At 72.8% G+C, this 17,758-nt stretch carries 13 protein-coding genes; 5 read left to right on the forward strand and 8 right to left on the reverse strand.

The window, feature by feature from the left end:
* Positions 1-2: 2 nt before the first annotated feature.
* The 4 genes from C1N81_RS14505 to C1N81_RS14520 all read right to left on the reverse strand — a co-directional run bounded on the left by C1N81_RS14505 (position 3) and on the right by C1N81_RS14520 (position 6,094).
* Positions 3-1,727 carry a vWA domain-containing protein gene (locus C1N81_RS14505; protein WP_394429228.1) on the reverse strand — a complete coding sequence of 575 codons (1,725 nt, stop codon included), beginning with the start codon at positions 1,725-1,727 and terminating at the stop codon, positions 3-5.
* Positions 1,728-1,729: 2 nt separating this feature from the next.
* Complete coding sequence (locus C1N81_RS14510) at positions 1,730-3,982, reverse strand: hypothetical protein (RefSeq protein WP_394429229.1); 2,253 nt, start codon at positions 3,980-3,982, stop codon at positions 1,730-1,732.
* Positions 3,979-4,746: a nucleotidyl cyclase domain-containing protein gene (locus tag C1N81_RS14515; protein ID WP_394429230.1), complete on the reverse strand. Its 768-nt coding sequence runs from the start codon at positions 4,744-4,746 to the stop codon at positions 3,979-3,981. Before C1N81_RS14515 ends, C1N81_RS14510 begins: the two co-directional genes overlap by 4 nt.
* 154 nt (positions 4,747-4,900) lie before the next feature.
* Positions 4,901-6,094, reverse strand: coding sequence for a spore photoproduct lyase family protein (locus C1N81_RS14520; RefSeq protein WP_394429231.1), 1,194 nt, complete (start codon positions 6,092-6,094; stop codon positions 4,901-4,903).
* A gap of 212 nt (positions 6,095-6,306) precedes the next feature.
* Here C1N81_RS14520 and C1N81_RS14525 point away from each other — a divergent pair, with 212 nt between their 5' ends.
* Positions 6,307-7,359 carry a hypothetical protein gene (locus C1N81_RS14525; RefSeq protein WP_394429232.1) on the forward strand — a complete coding sequence of 351 codons (1,053 nt, stop codon included), beginning with the start codon at positions 6,307-6,309 and terminating at the stop codon, positions 7,357-7,359.
* A 22-nt stretch (positions 7,360-7,381) separates the two neighbouring features.
* Here the strand turns inward: C1N81_RS14525 and crcB are convergent, their stop codons facing one another.
* From crcB to C1N81_RS14540, 3 genes are all read right to left on the reverse strand, one after another.
* The gene (gene crcB / locus C1N81_RS14530; protein ID WP_394429233.1) at positions 7,382-7,756 is read right to left on the reverse strand and encodes a fluoride efflux transporter CrcB; all 375 of its coding nucleotides are present in this window, start codon (positions 7,754-7,756) and stop codon (positions 7,382-7,384) included.
* Positions 7,753-8,214 carry a fluoride efflux transporter FluC gene (locus C1N81_RS14535; RefSeq protein WP_394437953.1) on the reverse strand — a complete coding sequence of 154 codons (462 nt, stop codon included), beginning with the start codon at positions 8,212-8,214 and terminating at the stop codon, positions 7,753-7,755. The genes crcB and C1N81_RS14535 overlap by 4 nt, the downstream gene beginning before the upstream one ends.
* A 709-nt stretch (positions 8,215-8,923) precedes the next feature.
* A complete protein-coding gene (locus C1N81_RS14540) occupies positions 8,924-10,450 on the reverse strand; it encodes a hypothetical protein (protein ID WP_394429234.1) in 1,527 nt (508 codons plus the stop codon).
* Positions 10,451-10,776: 326 nt separating this feature from the next.
* Here C1N81_RS14540 and C1N81_RS14545 point away from each other — a divergent pair, with 326 nt between their 5' ends.
* From C1N81_RS14545 to C1N81_RS14560, 4 genes are all read left to right on the forward strand, one after another.
* Positions 10,777-13,863, forward strand: coding sequence for a glycoside hydrolase family 3 protein (locus C1N81_RS14545; RefSeq protein ID WP_394429235.1), 3,087 nt, complete (start codon positions 10,777-10,779; stop codon positions 13,861-13,863).
* Between the two features lie 77 nt (positions 13,864-13,940).
* Positions 13,941-14,732: a polysaccharide deacetylase family protein gene (locus tag C1N81_RS14550; RefSeq protein ID WP_394437955.1), complete on the forward strand. Its 792-nt coding sequence runs from the start codon at positions 13,941-13,943 to the stop codon at positions 14,730-14,732.
* A 73-nt stretch (positions 14,733-14,805) separates the two neighbouring features.
* Entirely contained in the window at positions 14,806-15,234 is a 429-nt protein-coding gene (locus tag C1N81_RS14555) for an SRPBCC family protein (RefSeq protein ID WP_394429236.1), read from the forward strand.
* Positions 15,235-15,322: 88 nt separating this feature from the next.
* Positions 15,323-16,366 (forward strand): saccharopine dehydrogenase NADP-binding domain-containing protein, encoded by a 1,044-nt coding sequence (locus C1N81_RS14560; RefSeq protein ID WP_394429237.1) that lies wholly within the window; start codon positions 15,323-15,325, stop codon positions 16,364-16,366.
* 6 nt (positions 16,367-16,372) lie between these two features.
* On the opposite strand, the gene C1N81_RS14565 is transcribed toward C1N81_RS14560, so the two are convergent.
* Entirely contained in the window at positions 16,373-17,530 is a 1,158-nt protein-coding gene (locus C1N81_RS14565) for a glycoside hydrolase family 6 protein (RefSeq protein WP_394429238.1), read from the reverse strand.
* Positions 17,531-17,758: the final 228 nt, after the last annotated feature.

Here is a 17,758-nt window from a genome sequence, read left to right on the forward strand (position 1 = left end):
CACTACTGCTCCCGCGTGACGGGCCGGAGGCCCTGCGGGCAGTCGAGTCTCAGCTCCATGCCGCCCGCGAGCGCGCTCCGGCCGAGATGCAGCAGCGTCTGCTGCAGCAGGACCGAGAACTGCACCGCCGACTGGGCGAGATCCGCGCCCTCGACGGCGACGACGCCCAGCTCGGGCCGGGAGGCGAGGCGCTGCACCGTCCGGGCCTGGTCCGCCCCGAGGCCGCACACCACGAGGTGCGGGAAGTACTTGTGCGCCAGCAGCTCGGCGTGCGCCGCCGGCCATTCGGCCTCGTCCTCGGCCTGGCCGACGGCCAGGAAGAACACGACGGGCCGCAGCACCCGGGGCACCTGCTCCTTCAGCCGTTCCGTCTCGAGCGGCACGAGGTCGAGCAGCCGCCGCAGCACCGGCCGGTAGCGGCAGCCCGGTGAGGTGTTCAGTCCCGGGACGCCGGTGCGCCAGGAGACCTCGGTCAGCGGCAGCACCACGTCGGCGCCGTCGGCGTAGGTGATCACCGAGAGCCGTACGGCGGCGGCCACGTCGGGGCTGTTGGCCAGCAGCGACTGGACCGAACGCAGCGCGTTGCCCAGGTCGGTGACGCAGCCGGCGGCGGCTTGCGAGGTGTCCAGGACGATGTACACCGGGATCAGTCCGCTCGGCGGCGCGGCGGCGGGCGCGGGTGTGCTGCCGCCCCATCGCACGGGCGCCCCCTGCACCGCCGCGGGCGCGGACGCGGAGTAGTCCGGGCCGTCGGGTGCCGCGCCGGAGGTGAAGGAGACCGGCCGGCCGGCGTCGGGCCGCTCGAGGACCCCCGCGACTCCGGCGCCGGGTGTGCTCGGGCCGAGGACGCCCTGACGCAGGCCCGGCAGGTCGACCTCGCGTACGACGCCCTGATCGATGAGGTACTTGACCATCTCGGCGTGGCGCTTGTCGCGGATCTCGTGCTGGGCGGCCTCGGTCTCGCGGACCCGCGCCAGCAGGTCGAGGGCGTGCACGGTCTCCTCGGGGTGGCGGACCAGGTGCTCGCGGATCAGGTTGTCGAAGTCGAGCCGCGTGCTTTCCAGGACGGCCCGCTCCTCCGCCTGCCGGCGTCTGCGCCCTGCTGCCCTGATGTCCTCGATGTCCTCGTCGGAGTAGGTCTCCGCACGTCTGGCCTCGTGGCTGTGCGCGCCGAGTCTGGCCCGGCGCCGCGACTCCTCCAGTGTCTGGATGTACCGTGCCGCGGCCTCGTCGGGCTCCATCTGGACCTTGCAGTAATAGATGGTGATGCCCTCGGGGAGCGGGATCTCGCGGTCCAGCTCCTGGTTGACGGCGAGCTGTGCCGCCATGGCCTGGGAGATCTCGAACCGCGCGGCCTGCAGCCGGATACGGTCGGTGAGGTAGCCGTAGACGACCGTCAGGGCGTCCCGGACGTTCCGGCTCACCACCGCCACCGGGTCGTGCACCCTGAAGCCGATGTCGAGGGTGGCCTGGAAGCGATGGCCGCCGTCCTTGCACGTCAGCGGGGTCTTGCTGACGGATGCCTGGCGTCGGTGATCGCTGAGGTCGACGACGAAGCAGGGCCGGTTCTTGCCGAACCAGCGCTGTCCGAAGGTGCGGACGGTCTCGACCTCGAAGGGGCCGCCCTCCACCGGGTAGACGATCGCCACGGAGGGGGGCAGGCCGGGCAGTTCGCCCACCCGGCTGCGGGAGATCACCTGGTCGTTGAGGATCAGGGAGACGGTCATCGTCACGCTCCTTCCAGTTCGAGCTGCGCCCGCACGACGGCCGCCGTCAGAGGTAGTCCCACGAGCCGGTCCGGGCGCACCCAGTCCTCGGCGCACGCGCGCAGGATGCGGCCCGAACGCTGGTCCCCGTGGGCGATGGCGCCCACAAGGAGCCGCAGCATCTCGCGGAGTTCCGGGTCCCGTTCGGCCAGCTTCGCCCAGCCGCCGACGACCTGTTCCGCCTCGTCGTGGAAGAAGGACTCGTTCAGCGCGGCACGCCACAACCAGACGAAGGACGACCTGAGTTCGGGGCGTCGGTGCGCCAGGTACAGCAGCGTCGGCCACTCGGGCACCGTGGCGCCCGGCTCGATGTCCTTCGTCTCCACGACCACCTGCGCGGCGACGATCAGGAAGGCCAGCACCGCCGCCCGGCCCGAGCGGTGCTCGCCGGTCCTGTCCCTCAGCATGGGCAGCACGGAACCGGCCGTGTCGGGGTCGCCGGCGACCAGATCGGCCAGGGCACAGCCGACGGCCACCGCGACCGTCACACTGTCCACCACGAACAGCCGCGCGAGCTCCTCCACAGGGCGTTCCGTGACCGCGCCGAGGCCGTGCACCCGCGCGGCGGCGGCCCGGACCTGCGGCCGCTCATCGGCGTACCAGCCGCCCACCAGCGCGGTCGCCTGCTCGCGCACCCAGGGGTTCTGGCAGGCCACGGAGAGCGCGTAGGCGACAGCGGTGCGGCGCGGCGCGCTGTCGCTGCGCGCCCAGGGCCGCAGGATCCGCCGCTCGATGTGGGAGTAGGCCTCCGCGGCCAGCACGCCGAGCCCGGAGGCCGCCGCGTAGACACGCACCTGTTCCGCCGGGTGCACCACGAGTTCGCCCAGCCAGTCGAGGAGTTCTCCCTGTATCTCGTACTGCGTCCAGGCGTGCAGGATCACACGGCGTGCGTACCCGGGGTCCTTGTACTCCAGGATGCTGCCCGGTTCGCCGTTCCCCTTGTCCCGCTCCTGGGCGCGCAGGTGCTGCAGCCGCCGCCTGCGGGGCGTTTCGAACAGATCCTTGGACCGGACCGGGCGTCCGTCGGGACCGGGCGCGCGGAGGTAGGGTCCGTCGTCCTCCAGCCGTTCGCGCAGTGAACGGGCGGCCTGGGCCACGTCCTCCTGCGGCAGTCCGTTGAGCACCGCGAGTGCGAGGGCGAAGCTGCGTGCTCCGGCGTCGGGCAGACTCTCGGCCCAGATCTCGAAGTCCTCCGCCTCCAGGCGGGCCCGGTGTTCGCGCAGCCGGTTGACGTCGACGCTGCCGAGCAGGTCGTACTGCTCGGCCATCGCGGTGGCGAGGTCTCCCGCCTGTCGGCCGGCGGGGAGGCCGCCCACCAGCTCGGCGATCACGTCGCACACGTCCTCGCGGGCCAGCAGCCGGTCGGCGTCGCGTTCCCCCAGTCGCCAGCGCAGATGCGCGCGTACGACCTCCAGCGGTTGCGGAGCGTCCGACAGGTCGCGTACTCCGGACAGCAGTTCTCCGTCGGCCAGTTCACCGGACGCCACCGTGACGACCATCCAGGCGCCCGCCTGGGAGAGCGCGCCCTGCACCTTCTCGTACGTCTCCCGGCCGAGGTTCCCGATGTCCTCGGGCCGCTCGAGGAGGAACCCGGCCCCGGGCTCGATGACACCGCTGTCGTTCTCCAACTGCTCGGCCAGGGACGCGAAGTCGACCCCGCTGTCCAGGTGGTACACCGCGCCGTCGCACGCGCCGAGGAGCAGCCGTACGGCCATCGCGGACTTGCCGTATCCGGCCGCCGAGCGCAGGATCAGCAGCCGCTGCCTGCTGAGCGCGTCGCGGACGTCGGGCAGATCGGCGGGCGGGCAGTAGGCGAACCGGATCCGCTCGGCGATCAACGGCGACAGCACCCGCAGCTTGCGTCGCTGCCCGCCGAGCACCACCACGTACTTGTCGCCGCCGACCATGTCGCCCTCGACGTTGGCGACGGCGTTCTGCAGCAGTCCACGGCGCTGGGACCCTTGCCCCAGCTGACCGGTCGCCTCGAAGGACTCCGCGCCCGGCCCGGACTGCGGGGGCGCCGGCGCCTCCGTCGCGCCCTCGCCTCCCGCGCCACTCGGCTGAGCCGGCGGCGAGCCGTCGTGCGGCTCGTGGCCGGCGCCCGGGGCGGACGGTGTGGACGCACCGCCCGCCCCGGGCCCCCCCGATCCGGCCGCCGGTCCGCTCCCCCCCGGATCACCGGCGGCCGGGGCTCCTCCCGGCGCGGCGGGCGTCACAGCCGCACCTTCCCCGTGGTGTGCACGGTGACGTTCTTGGATCCGGCGACCTGATCACCCTGCACGGTCCCCGCACGCTGCACGACCGAAGGCTGTCCGGCGACGGTGCCACGCTGCTCCGGGGCAGGCGCCGGCCCGCGCTGGTGGGGCTGCTCCGCGGCGGGGCCCGGCAGCCCCGGAGGGGCGGAGTAGCCGGGCACGGTGACCCAGGTGCTGATCGTCTCCCCGTGCTTGGTGTCGAAGTCGAACGGCAGGTAGGCCGCGGGGTCGATCCCCCGGTGGCCGTGCCTGATCACCGCGCGATGGACCTCGTCCGACACGGCGAACACCATCCGGGCCGACGGAGCGGAGGCGAGCACGTCACGCAGTGGCTGCGCGTCGACGATGCGGCAGGTGGTGTTGACCGCGTCACCCGACCAACCGTGCTCGTCCCGTGCCACCAGGCCCTGATGGAGCGTCAGCCGCAGCCTGATCGCGTGCTCCGCACTGGCTTGCTGCGCGTATTCCCTGAGTTCCTCGTCCAGCTCGCGCACGAACGGTCCGGCGATCACCACGGGTGAGACGGAGGACCGGATGAGCATGAGCACTCCATCGCCGCGGTCCTCGGACACGATGTCCGTCGCCGCGAGCCCGGCACGCTCCGTCGCGCCGTCGAGAACGCGGTACATCGCGGCCCGGATCCGGCGCTGGACCGGGTCGCGGCGCGGACTGAAGTTCTCGATGTCCAGCGCGATGATCCAGTGATGCGTGGCTTCCCCAGACATGTGCGGACCTCCCCCGTGCTCCCCGCAAGGTGGTGCTGACGTGGATCCAGTGAAAGGCATCGGGAGAGGGCCGGTCCACGCCATTTGACGTACTCGCGAGAATGGCCAGAAGTGCGCTGAGACAGCAGTTCGGAGCGGGGTCGGGCCGCCCGGTTCAGAAGGCGTACCTGATCCGCAGCCAGGGCGCCCGCTCCCCCACCAGTTCCCGCAGCCGCGCCAGCGCCTCGCGTTTGACGTCCAGGGCGTAGCGGACGTTGAGCGCGTTGTTCTGGGAGCGTTTGGTCTCCTGGATGTCCGGTTGCCACAGGAGGTCCTCGGCGCGGGGGTGCCAGCCGAGGTTGACCTCGTGGAGCGGCTCGTTGTGCGTGAGCATGATGATCTCGGCCGCCGCCTGCTCCTTGACGCGGGCGGGCAGCACGTCGTCGAGGTGGGTGAGGAGGTCGGCCCAGGCCTGTCGCCAGCCGGGGCGCAGGACGACGGGTGAGAGGTTGAAGTGGACCTCGTAGCCCGCGTCGAGGAAGTCGGGGGCGGCGGCGATGCGTTCGGGGACGGGGGTGGTGCGGATGTCGAGGAGGCGGGCGTCGTCCGGCGGCATGACGGAGAAGCGGACGCGGGTGCGGCCCCGCGGGTCGAGGGCGAGCAGGTCGGGGTTGACGAACTTGGTCGCGAAGGACGCCTTCGCGGTCGGCATGGTGCGGAACGCGGCGATCAGGTCGGCGGTGTTGTCGCTGACCAGCGCGTCGACGGAGCAGTCACCGTTCTCGCCGATGTCGTAGACCCAGGCCGCCGGGTCGCACTGGTTGGGCTCCGGTTTGGGGCCCTGGGCGCGGACGTGGCGCCGTACGTGGGCGATCAGCGCCTCGATGTTGGTGAAGAGAGTGATGGGGTTGGCGAACCCCTTGCGGCGCGGGACGTAGCAGTAGGCGCAGGACATCGCGCAGCCGTTGGAGGGCCCGGGGGCGATCCAGTCGGCGGAGCGGCCGTTGACCCGGGTGGTCAGCTTGTGTTTGACGCCGAGGACGAGCGTCTCGGTCTTGATCCGGACCCATCGGTCGATGTTGCCGTCGTTGCCGTGCAGGGCGGGGATGCGCCAGTGGCTGTCGACCTCGGTCACCGTCACATCGGGGCGCAGCCGGCCCATGATCTGCTGCCCGCGCGGTGAGGCGAGGGCGGCGGGTTCGGCGTAGACCTCACGCACGTCGAGCATCCGGCGCGCCCGCGGGCTGTCGCGGAAGGAACCCTGCGCGGGCTCGGGCCGCTCCGGGGCGAGTTCCTGCCAGCCGAACAGGGTCTGCTGCTCGGGCCCGTCCTGCGGGGCCGGTGCCCTGTCGGGGCCGTCCTCGTCCACGTGATGGCCGCCTTTCCGTGCTCTGCCGCCGCGCCGCTCCGCATGGCGGCCTCTCCCTGATCAAAGCGCACCACGGCGTACGGCGTTCCGTCCCGCCCGGCCCCGCGGCCAAGAACACCTGTGCGATCATGCTGCGCGGCGACCGGCCCCGGGGAGGAACCACAAGGGACCGGCCGCCGGTCGATGTCGTGCAGAGCGGGTGGGAGCGCAGCGTGCAATCGGGTGGGGATCAAGAGAGTGCGTCCGTGTCGGACGAGGAGTGGCAGCGCTTCCTGCGCGAGTCCGAGGAGGGGGTGCCCGACGCGCCGAAGGAGCCGTCGGCGCGCGCCCGCATGGTGACGCGGCGGCTCCAGGAGCAGGACCGGCCGCCGGAGGGATGGCGGACCCACACCCCGCCCCGGCCGCGCAAGCGGCTGCGCTACGTGGTCGGGCTGCTGGTCGCCCTCGCGGCGGTGTTCGTCGCGCTCAACCCGGGGCTGATCCCGGACTGGCCCGGCGACGGTGGCGCGGACGACGACCGGGGCGGGCAGTCGGAGGCCACGACGGCCGAGCCGTTCAAGGGTTCGCCCGCCGTGCACTGGGCCGACGGGGCCGCCGGGATCGAGGTGCCCGAGGCGAGCGCCACCGGATGGATGAACCGGAAGCAGGTCGCGGAGGCGCTGGCGAAGACCAAGGCGTTCCTCGTCGCGTCGAGCCTCGACCCGGCGGTGCTGCGCGGTGAGCGGCCTGAGACGGCCATCGCGTACATCAACCCGGAGCAGCCGAAGGTGCTGGCCCGGGTGAACGCCTCCCTGTCCGCGCCGAGCGAGAGGAACAACCCGCTGACACTGTTCAGCCGGTTCGACACCGCGAAGGCGCGGCTCGTCGGGGACGTCGTGAAGGTGCGCGGCCGGCTGTTCTACGAGGAGGACGACATGGGCGCGCTGGAGGTGACCGCCGACGTCACGTACGTGTACCCGGTGGTGCGCGCGGACGGCGGCGACGGCCAGGTGGTGCGGGTCATCGTGCGCCGCGAGAATGTGGTGAGCTGGGACGACCCGAAGAAGATCATCACGGTGCCGGGCACGTTCTCCGTCGTGAAGAACACCCTGGACACCACCAACGCCGGCTGCGACCGCGCCTACACCGGATACTTCACGCCCGCTTTCGGCCCCGGCCGGCGGACGGACGGCCCGGCGGTCGACCCGTACGACCGCGGCGCCACGATGGAGGAGCAGATGCGCGGGCGCGAGGACGACGAGTGCGGGACCGCCACCCGGTCGTGAGACGGCACCCGCGCGCGGGCGGTCAGGCCCAGAACGCCTGGGCCAGCGCCGCCCCCGTGAAGGCGGCGCCGAGGCCCGCGGCGATGCTGCCGGCCACGTTGAGCACCGCGTAGAAGCGGGCGCCCGTCCCGGCGAGGCGCAGGGTCTCGTAGGAGAAGGTGGAGTACGTCGTGAGGGCGCCGCACAGTCCCGTTCCGATCAGGAGCTGGAGCTGGGACGAGGCGGCGCCCGCGGCGACGGCGCCGGTGATCAGTCCGAGGACGAGCGATCCCGCGACGTTCACCGTGAACGTGCCCCAGGGGAACACCGTGTCGTGACGGGCCTGGACGGCGCGGTCGGTGGCGTAGCGCAAGGGGGCGCCGACCATGGCGCCGACGATGACGAGCAGCCAGTTCACCGGGCACCTCCCGCGACGAGGTGGCGGGTGAGCCCGGCGCCCGCCCACACGGCGGCGAGCGCGATGCCCACGGTCAGGGCCAGATAGCCGAGCGCGGTACGGGCCTCGCCGAGGTCGGTCAGCTGCCGGATGTCGACCGCGTACGTCGAGAACGTGGTGAAGCCGCCGAGGACGCCGGTGCCGAGGAACGGGCGGGCGAGCCGGTGCGCCCGCCACACCTCGGTGATCAGGACCATGAGGACGCCCATCAGGGCGCAGCCGGCCCCGTTGACCGCGAGCGTCGTCCACGGGAACGCGCCGGTCGCCGTCGGCCAGAGCAGCGAGGCCCCGTAGCGTGCCGAGGCACCGAGGGCTCCGCCGAACGCGACGGCGGCGAGAACGGACCCCTGGCCGCGCCACAGCCCCGGGCCGGGTTCGGGGGGCGGGACGGGTGCGACGTCGGGATCGACGGCTGCGATGTCGGGATCGACGGGTGCGACGTCAGGGTCGACGGGTGCGACGTCGGGGTCGGCGGGCTCGCCGCGCACGGACGTGCCGGACGCCGCCGACCGGTTCTCTTCCGAGGCGGACCGGTTCTCTTCCGACTTGCTCAACGGGACCTCTCCTACTCGCCGGACACCCGCACCGGCACAGCGGCGCGCGTGCACATCGTCGCAAGCAGGGACCGTTGGCGGCGTGCAGGCCGCGGTTGGGTGCGGCGGGCCCCACCGCCGCGCGCCGGACCACCGGCCGACGCACTGATCAGTTTACCGGCGCGCCCGGCCACGCCTCCCCGGCGGCCTCCCCGGCAACCCCTCCGACGGCGTCCCCGGCGGCCTCTCCGGCGGCGCCTTCGGTGCCGGTTCGCGGTGGCGCGGCCCTGTCGCCCGGTGGGACGGGGTTGCGGGGCCGGGGGCGGCGCCTCTCCCGGTCGGGCCGTTGCCAGCCGCCGCCGAGCCGCCGCCCGCCCGGCCCCGCCACCCCCGCCGCCCCCGGCACACCGCGCCCCACGCTTCCGCCGCCCCAGCGACCCATGACCGATCACGCCCGCTTCCCCGTGCCCCCGTGTGGAATCCCGCGAATCTAGGGTCCGCCGTCCGGGCCGGGCAAGGCGCGCGGCCCGATGCGGGTACCGGGCGCCCGAAAAATGGGCCCCGCGCAAGCCGTCACGGCGGCGCCCGGCTCCGGTCAGAGGTCCGCGCCGAGCCCGCTGCGCACCACGAAGCTGCACTGCGTGTACGTGTATCCGGGCTGGATGTCGCTCCCGGCGGCGCGGCTGCGCGCGGAGGCGTCCGCGCCGTGCGGCTTGTGCAGGAAGTGGTACGTCCCGGCCGGCAGCCGGAGCGTCGTCCGCGGGTAGTTCCTGCCGCTCGCCTTGCAGGCCCCGCTGTTGCCCGCGGCCTCGCTGGCGTACGTGGAGCACGCGGCGCAGCCACCGATGGTCACGCGGCCGGTGACGGGGCCCGTGTAGAGGATCTCGACGGGGTCGGGCCCGTCGTTGCTGATCACCAGCCGCATCCGGGCGCCGCCGGGGGCGTGGGCGGGCGGCAGCCGCAGCCCCGCGGAGGGGCGCTGCTCGGCGATCTCGGCGGCGACGGCGATCTGCCGGGCGCGGGCGCGGCGCCGATCGTCCTTGTAGGTGGCCGAGAAGCCGGCCAGTGTCTTGCGGGCGGCGCCGAACGCGCGGTCCTCGAACTGGTCGATGCCGCAGGCGTAGACGCCGTCGCGCACGGCCCGGTCGACGGCGCCCCGCACCTGCCCGGGGGCCGGGTCCGGGAGGGCCTTCGCGGTGTCGCCGATGCGGCGCAGCTCGTCGGTGGCGCGGCACGGTGCGGTGCCGGAGAGGGCGGCGGCGCGCTGGTCGACGGCCTTGCGCAGGGCGGGGGTCACCTCGGCGGCCTGGTCCGACTCGGGGAACGTCCGCAGGAGTTCGCCGAGTTCACCGCCGCGGCCGTCGCTCTCGGCCGTGCCGAGTTTGCCGGTGCCGCAGGCCAGGAGGGAGGCGGCGAAGGGCTTGTCGGGCCAGGTGGCGAGGGTGCCGAGCGTGGCGCGGTCGATGCGGTCGGGGATGGTGCGCAGGTGTTCGAGCGGGGTGACGGCCGCGCAGTGGTCGCCCTTCGCGTAGGGCGCGGCGACCGTCCGGTAGTAGGTGTCGAGGCTGTCGTGGACGCGGTGTGCGGCGCGGGAGTCGGGGTGGTCCTCGACGAGGGAGCGGTACCGGTCGAGCGCGCCGCGATAGGCGGGGCGCGCCTGCCCGAAGTCCTTCCCGGCCGCCCCGTTGACGAGGGCGTCGGCGGCGGCGAGCCGGTCGAGCAGCATCTCCTCGACGGCCTCGTCCCGCAACTGCCCGTAGGCGACGGCCCCTCCGGCGGGAACGGCGAGCAGGGCCACGGCGAGGCCGAGCACCAGAACGGGCCGCGATCCGGGCCGGGTAGGCGGTCGCGGGGAGCGCAGCCCGCGCCGCGCCCCGTCCGCGGCCGCGATCAGCAGCAGCGCCGGATATCCGACGAGCGCCCAGCGGGGCACGCCGTCCGGCTCCGCGGGCAGCGCGACGACGAGCAGCGCGGCGGTGGCCGCCAGGCACAGCCCGGCGAGCGCCCGCCGCCCGAGCCACAGGTAACCGAGCCCGAGGCCGGAGAGGTTGAGCAGCCCGGCGGTCAGGGCGCGGAGGGGTTCGGCGGGGCCGGGCGGGGGCGCGGGCGGCGTCGGCGGCATGGGCGGCATGGGTGGCAGCCCGGCGGGCGGCCCGCCGTCGCCGGGCGACCCATGGCCCGGCGACGGCGGGCCGGGCATGTCGGCCGGCGGCCCGAACTGGCCTTGCCACGGCGGGTGTTCAGTATGTCTCTCGTCCCCCGGCCACCCCATCGCGGTTCCCCCCGACCGTCCGATGCCACAACCTCCGCACACGATCCGGGGCGACGGCGGCGCTGTCAATCGGCCCGCGACCGCTGTCCGCGACCCCTGGCCGCCTTTACGTCCCGAAGCCTTGACGCCCCCACGGCCCCCGCTTTAACTCAACGCTTGAATTAAGGAACTCCGCGATGCACCACCACCGTCCGTCACAGGATCATCGGGAGGGAATCTTGCGTCACCCCGTTCACACGACAGGCCGCCGGAGACGGGCGGCGCTGCTCGCCGTCTCCGCGCTGGCCGCCGGATTGCTGCCGCTCACCACCGCGGGGCAGGCGTCGGCGGACGACCCCGCGCCCGTACCCGTCGACCGCTTCGAGGGCGAGGTCCCCTTCGCCGCGCAGCCCGCCGAGGGGCTCTTCACGTGGGGCGGCGACGCCGACGACCACCCCGCGCTCACCCTTGAGGAGCGCGCGGACGCACCCGAGGGCGCCAAGGTGCTCGAAGGGTCGTACGACATCAGCTCCTACGGCGGCTTCACCCACGACTACGCCGCCGACAAGCCCGCCCACGACTGGTCGGCGTCCCGGGGCATCCGTTTCTGGTGGTACGGCCAGAACGCCGAACCGCTGCCGCCGGGCACCGGAAAGAAGATCAGCTTCGAGATCAAGGACGGCGGCGCGCACGGCGAGGCGTCCGAGCTGTGGACCACGTCGTTCACCGACGACTGGCAGGGCTGGCACCAGGTCGAGCTGCCGTTCACGCGGTTCGAGTACCGCACGGACTACCAGCCCGTCGGCGGCATCGACCACGTCCTCGGCCTCGACAAGATGTGGGGCTACGCGGTCACGCTGCCGACCGGGGTGAAGGGCCGGTTCGCCGTCGACGACGTCGAGTTGTACGGGAAGGCCGATCAGGCCCTGCGCGCGCAGGTGGCCACCGACGCCGGGGTGTACCCGGTCAAGGAGGGCGGCACGGCCAGGGTCCGGCTCTCCGTCACGACCACCGGCAACGTTCCCGTCGAGGACGCCGTCACCGTCACATACGCGAGCGAGGGCGGGACGGCCGAACCCGGCAAGGACTACAAGCCGGTCCGCGGCACGGTCACCTTCCCGGCCGGCACCGCCTCCGGCGCCTCGAAGGTCGTCACCGTCGCGACCGGCAAGGACCGGGACCGGGCCGAGGCCGCCGAGACGATTCCGCTGAAGCTGACCGTGACCGGCGCCAAGGCGCCCGCCGAGAACCCGCAGGTCGTCATCGACGCCCACGGCCTGCCGTACCTCGACACGAAGCTCCCCGTGAAGAAGCGCGTGGCCGACCTCGTCTCCCGGATGTCCGTGGAGGAGAAGGTCGGGCAGATGACGCAGGCCGAGCGGGCCGCGCTGAAGTCCCCCAGCGACATCGCCGGGTACCACCTGGGCTCGCTGCTCTCCGGCGGCGGCTCGGTGCCGACCCCGAACACGCCCGAGGGCTGGGCGAAGATGATCGACGGCTATCAGCTGCGGGCGCGGGCGACCCGGTTCCAGATCCCGTTGATCTACGGCGTGGACGCGGTGCACGGCCACAACAACGTGGTCGGCGCGACGGTCATGCCGCACAACATCGGCATCGGCGCGACCCGCGACCCCGCGCTCGCCGAGAGGACCGGCGCGGTGACCGCCTCCGAGGTACGTGCCACCGGCGTCCCCTGGGACTTCGCGCCGTGCCTGTGCGTGACGCGCGACGAGCGCTGGGGCCGCTCCTACGAGTCGTTCGGCGAGGACCCGGCGCTCGTGAAGTCCATGGAGACGGTGATCCAGGGCTTCCAGGGCCGCGCCGACGGCCGCGACCTCGACCGGAACGACAAGGTGCTCGCCACCGCGAAGCACTTCGTCGGCGACGGCGGCACCGAGTACGGCTCGTCGACGACGGGCACGTACACGATCGACCAGGGCATCACAAAGGTGACGCGGCAGGAGTTGGAGGCCGTGCACCTCGCCCCGTTCGGCGAGGCCGTGAAGCGGGGCGTCGGCTCGGTCATGCCGTCGTACTCGTCGCTCGACATCATCGGCGACGACGAGGGCCCCGTGAAGATGCACGCGAACGCCGCGATGATCAACGGCGAGCTGAAGGGCAAGCTCGGCTTCGAGGGCTTCGTCATCAGCGACTACGCGGGCATCGACCAGATCCCGGGCGACTACGCCTCCGACGTCCGTACGTCGATCAACGCGGGCCTCGACATGATCATGGTGCCGAACGCCTACGCGGACTTCGAGTCGACGCTGCTCGGCGAGGTCGAGGCGGGCCGGATCAGCCACGCGCGCGTGGACGACGCGGTCGCCCGCATCCTGACCCAGAAGTTCAGGCTCGGCCTGTTCGAGAAGCCGTACGCCGACACCTCCCGCAGCAAGGACTTCGGCGGCGCCGCGCACCGCGCCGTCGCCCGGCAGGCCGCCGCGGAGTCGCAGGTACTACTGCGCAACGCCGGGAACGTCCTGCCGCTGAAGAAGTCGCAGAAGGTGTACGTCGCCGGTTCCAACGCCGACGACCTCGGCAACCAGACCGGTGGCTGGACCATCACCTGGCAGGGCCAGTCCGGTACGCACACGGACGGCACCACCATCCTCCAGGCGATGCGGAAGGCGTCCCCGGGCGCCGCGATCGACTACTCCAAGGACGCCTCGGCGCCGACGTCCGGGTACGACGTGGGCGTGGTCGTCGTCGGCGAGACCCCCTACGCGGAGGGCATCGGCGACGTCGGCAACGGCAACGACCTGGAGCTGACCGCCGCCGACAAGGCGGCCGTGACCAAGGTGTGCGGCGCCATGAAGTGCGTCGTGCTCGTCGTGTCCGGCCGTCCGCAGCTCATCGGCGACCTGCTCGGCGACGCGCCGGGCGCCGTCGACGGGCTCGTCGCGTCCTGGCTGCCGGGCACCGAGGGCGACGGCGTCGCCGACGTGCTCTACGGCAGGCGCCCCTTCACCGGACAGCTCCCGGTGACGTGGCCGAAGTCGGAGGCGCAGCTGCCGATCAACGTCGGCGACCGCGTCTACGAGCCGCAGTTCCCGTACGGGTACGGGCTCACGACGTCAGCGAAGACGCCTGTGAAGACGCCGGGCGGCAAAGCCGGGCGCACGCTGGTCGAGAAGGCGCGGCTGGCCGTCCAGCAGAAGGCGGGCGACAAGGTCACGGCGGCGTGGGCCAAGCCGTTCGCCGAGGCGGAGCACCTGTCCCTGAGCGGCGACCAGGCGGGGGCACTGGCCAAACTGCGCATCGCTTACCGAGAGGCAGGCCGGTAAAACCGCAGCTCAGATAGGTATACATCCGGTGTATACACCGGATGTATAGTGATCTCATGCCCGCTGCACCTGTGAAGATGACGAAAACGCGACGAGGGTTCCGTGCGGTCGCCGCTCTCGCGGCCGCCGGAGCCCTCTCGCTCGGCCTGAGCGGCTGTACGCAGTTCGACACGACGAGCCCGAGCGGCGCCCGCAAGGCCGCTCCCGCCACCGACGCGAAGGCGGGCGGCGCGCGAGCGGCCGGCCAGTTCGGCACCGTCGACTGCCGCAAGGCCAAGTGCGTCGCGCTCACCTTCGACGCGGGCCCCAGCGAGAACAGCCCGAGGCTCCTGGACATCCTCAAGGACAAGAAGGTCCCGGCGACGTTCTTCCTCCTCGGCAAGAACCACATCGCCACACACCCGGACCTGGTCAAGCGCATGGCCAGGGAGGGCCACGAGCTGGCCAGCCACACCTGGGACCACAAGATCCTCACGGACCTCGACGACGCGCGGATACGGGCGGAGCTCAAACGCACCGACGACGCCGTGGAGAAGCTGACCGGCAAGCGCCCCACGCTGATGCGCCCGCCCCAGGGCCGGACGAACGACCACGTCAGCAGGTTGGCCAAGGAGGAGGGCCTCGCCCAGATCCTGTGGGACGTGACCACGAAGGACTACACGACCACCGACTCGGCCCTGATCCAGAAGCGCGCCGTCGAGGCGACGAAGCGCGACAGCATCATCCTGCTGCACGACATCTACAAAGGCACGGTCCCCGCCGTCCCCGGCATCATCGACACGCTCAAGCAGAAGGGCTACGTGTTCGTCACCGTGCCGCAGCTCCTCGCGCCGGGCACGGCGGAACCGGGGAAGATCTACCGGCCCTGAGAAGTCTTCCTTCGAACACCTGTCGGCCGCGTGGCACCCGGCGCCACGGCCCGCCGGGGCCTACGGTCACCGCATGGCCCATGTCCATCTCGTGCGAGAGACCCAGCTGCCCGCCGCCGAGGCCTGGCAGCGCCTGACCGACTGGGAGCGCCACGGCGACGTGGTCCCGCTCACCCGTGTCACCGTGACCACTCCCCCGCCGACCGCGGCGGGCACCCTGTTCGTGGCGCGGACCGGGACGGACCGGATCGGCTTCGACGACCCGATGGAGGTCGTCGCCTGGCAGCCGCCGCGCCGCTGCCGCCTGGAGAAGCGCGGCCGGGTCGTCACCGGCTGGGCCGAGATCGAGGTACGGCCGCTCGGCACGGACGCCTCGGTCGTCGAGTGGCGCGAGGAGATGCGCGTCCGCGGGGTGCCGGCGTTCGCCGACCCCGTCCTGTCCCTGGCGGGCCGGCTGATGTTCAGCCGGACGATCAACGGGCTGCTGCGCAAGGGGAGTTGACCGGGCCGGACAACTCGTCGGCAACACGGATGAGTTGTATCTTGTCCCACTTGGTCGTCGCACTCCTCCGTACGGAAGTGAGCACCTCATGGCCATAGCCGTCTACGGCGCCACGGGACACACCGGACGCCTCGTCACCGCCGAACTCCTCGCCCGCGGCCAGGACGTCATCCTCGCCGGACGCGGTGAGCCGGGCCTGCGGGCCCTCGCCGCCGAACTCGCCACCCCCGACCGCGTCACCGTCCATGTGGCGCCCCTGGACGACACCACCGCCCTGCGCCGCCTCGCCGAGCGCGCCGACGCCGTGAACCACTGCGCGGGACCGTTCACGACGACGGGCGCCCCGGTCGCCGAAGCCGCCGCCGAGGCCGGGATCCCGTACGTCGACCACGCCATCGAGCCGCACCCGGTCAAGCACCTCTTCGAGACCTGCCAGTCCACCGCCGAACGCACCGGAGCCGTCCTCATCCCCCAGATGAGCTTCTACGGCGGACTCGGCGACCTGCTCGCCTCCGCCGCCGCGGCGGGCCTGCCGGCCGGGGAGGGCATCGAGAAGGTCACCGTCGGCTACGCCGTGTCCGGGTGGCGGATGACACGGGGCGCGGTGGACACCGCGAACCTGCTCATCGGGGAGATCGACCGCATCTCGTACGCGGACGGGGCGCAGCACGTCGGGCCCGTCGAGATCCGCAACGCCGTGTACCCGTTCCCGCCGCCGGTCGGGCCGCGCACGACGATCGTGCCGTTCCCGTCGGGGGAGGTCGTGACGGTGCCCCGGCACGTTCCGGCGCGGGCGGTCGAGGTGCAGCTCACCGCGTCGACGTTCGAGGAGGAGCAGGTCTTCAGCAGCGTCGACGCGAGCCCCGAGGAGCGGGCCCGTACGGAGTTCACGGTCGCCGTGCAGGTGGTGCGGGCAGGTGGCGGCGGGCACAACGCGCACGTGCGCGGCCGGGACATCTGGCGGACCGGAGCACTGGTCTCCGTGGAGGCCGTGCTCCGGCTCGCCGGCGGGGAAGGCCCCCGCAAGGCCGGGGTGTACAGCCCGGCGGAGGCGTTCGAGGCGGCCCCGTTCCTGCGGTCGCTGGCGGAACAGGAGGCGTTCGAGACGCTGCGGTTGCCTTCGGCTGACTGAACGGGGCTACAGCAGGGGCGGGGTGGCGTACCGGGCCAGTTCGAGGGCCTGCTGCGGGAACCACTGTCCGGCGGCGGGGTCGACGGTTCCGCGCTCCGGATCCTCAGGGCCTTCGGTCCCGCGCAGACACAGGCCGTCCGACTCGCCCGGCGTCTTGATCCACAGGCGGGCGTCCTGCAACGGGTCGCCGGTCCGCAGCGTCGGGCGGGCGCCCGCGCCGCGGTCCGGCGGATTGCACCAGTCCTGGGCGTCCGTGTACTTGCCCGCGGGCGGGGTCCACGGGCCCCGCCCGTTGCGGGAGGAGTCGGTCACGAAGTGCGTCATCCGCCCCGCGGGGACCTGGACGTGTGCGTCGAGCCAGGCCTGGGCCTCGGCGCGGGGCGTGTACTGACTCGGGCAGTCGGCGGCGGCCCCGCCCCCGTCGATATGGGCGATGCACGACGAGATCAGCTTCCCGTACCAGGAATTGGCGTCGTCCGTCTGGTAGTTGGAGGCGTTGGTGTAGAAGCCCGAGGCGCGGTGGACGCCGCCCTTGAGGAGGCGGGGCGCGATGGACCCGACCGCGTGCCAGGCGGGGTGACCGGTGTCGAGGTAGACCCGGGTCCCGCGCAGCGGCTCCAACGTGTCGACGGCGTAGTTGACCTCCGTGTACCGGGCGGCCGTCTTCGTCCCCTCGGCGTCGTCCTGGCCGCAGTCCGCGGGCAGCAGGGCGAGGGCGTCGGGCTCCAGGACGACGAGGGCGTCGCGGGCGCCGATGCCACGGGCGACGGCGTCGATCCACGCCTTGTACTCGGCGGTGTTCGCCGCGCCGCCCGCCGAATAGTTGGAACAGTCGCGGCCCGGGATGTTGTAGAGGGCGAGTACGGGCAGGGCATGGGCCCGGCTCGCCTTCCCGACGACGTCCCTGACCCGCGCCTCGGCCTCCTCCGGGCCCTGACTGTCGAACCACACGGCTTGCGGGGTCGCGACCAGGGCGGTGACGCCGGCCGCGTCCTTGTACTGGCCCGCTTTGACCAGTCCGGTGATCTGGCGGACGGCGTCGGGGTTGGGGGGAGGGGTGTAGAGGCGGGTCGGTGGGGGGCCGGGTTGTTCGGCCACGGCGGCGACGGGGTGGCCCAGGGCCGTCGCGGACAGGGCCAATGTCGCGGCCGCGACGGTGGTCACGGCACGTCCGACACGTCGAGCACGTCTGAGGGGACCTCGCACGGGTTCACTCCAGGGTGGGTCGGGGGCGACGGGTTGGGAGCGCTCCCAAAGGAGAGTCGGGGATGCGGGGCGGGGCGTCAAGGGGGTTGCGCGGGGCGGTAGTTGTGACCGAGGGGGCTACGGCGACCCCACCCTGGCCACAACTGCCCGCGCAGTTCTGAGCGTGGTCAAGTATCGGTCTCGTCG

Source organism: Streptomyces sp. SGAir0957, assembly GCF_043523415.1.

Excerpts from the sequence above, each read along its gene's own strand:
- C1N81_RS14505 (WP_394429228.1), bottom strand. The coding sequence starts at position 1,727 with ATGACCGTCTCCCTGATCCTCAACGACCAGGTGATCTCCCGCAGCCGG.
- C1N81_RS14550 (WP_394437955.1), top strand. The coding sequence starts at position 13,941 with ATGACGAAAACGCGACGAGGGTTCCGTGCGGTCGCCGCTCTCGCGGCC.
- C1N81_RS14560 (WP_394429237.1), top strand. The coding sequence starts at position 15,323 with ATGGCCATAGCCGTCTACGGCGCCACGGGACACACCGGACGCCTCGTC.
- C1N81_RS14555 (WP_394429236.1), top strand. The coding sequence starts at position 14,806 with ATGGCCCATGTCCATCTCGTGCGAGAGACCCAGCTGCCCGCCGCCGAG.
- C1N81_RS14540 (WP_394429234.1), bottom strand. The coding sequence starts at position 10,450 with ATGCCGCCGACGCCGCCCGCGCCCCCGCCCGGCCCCGCCGAACCCCTC.
- C1N81_RS14515 (WP_394429230.1), bottom strand. The coding sequence starts at position 4,746 with ATGTCTGGGGAAGCCACGCATCACTGGATCATCGCGCTGGACATCGAG.
- C1N81_RS14545 (WP_394429235.1), top strand. The coding sequence starts at position 10,777 with ATGCACCACCACCGTCCGTCACAGGATCATCGGGAGGGAATCTTGCGT.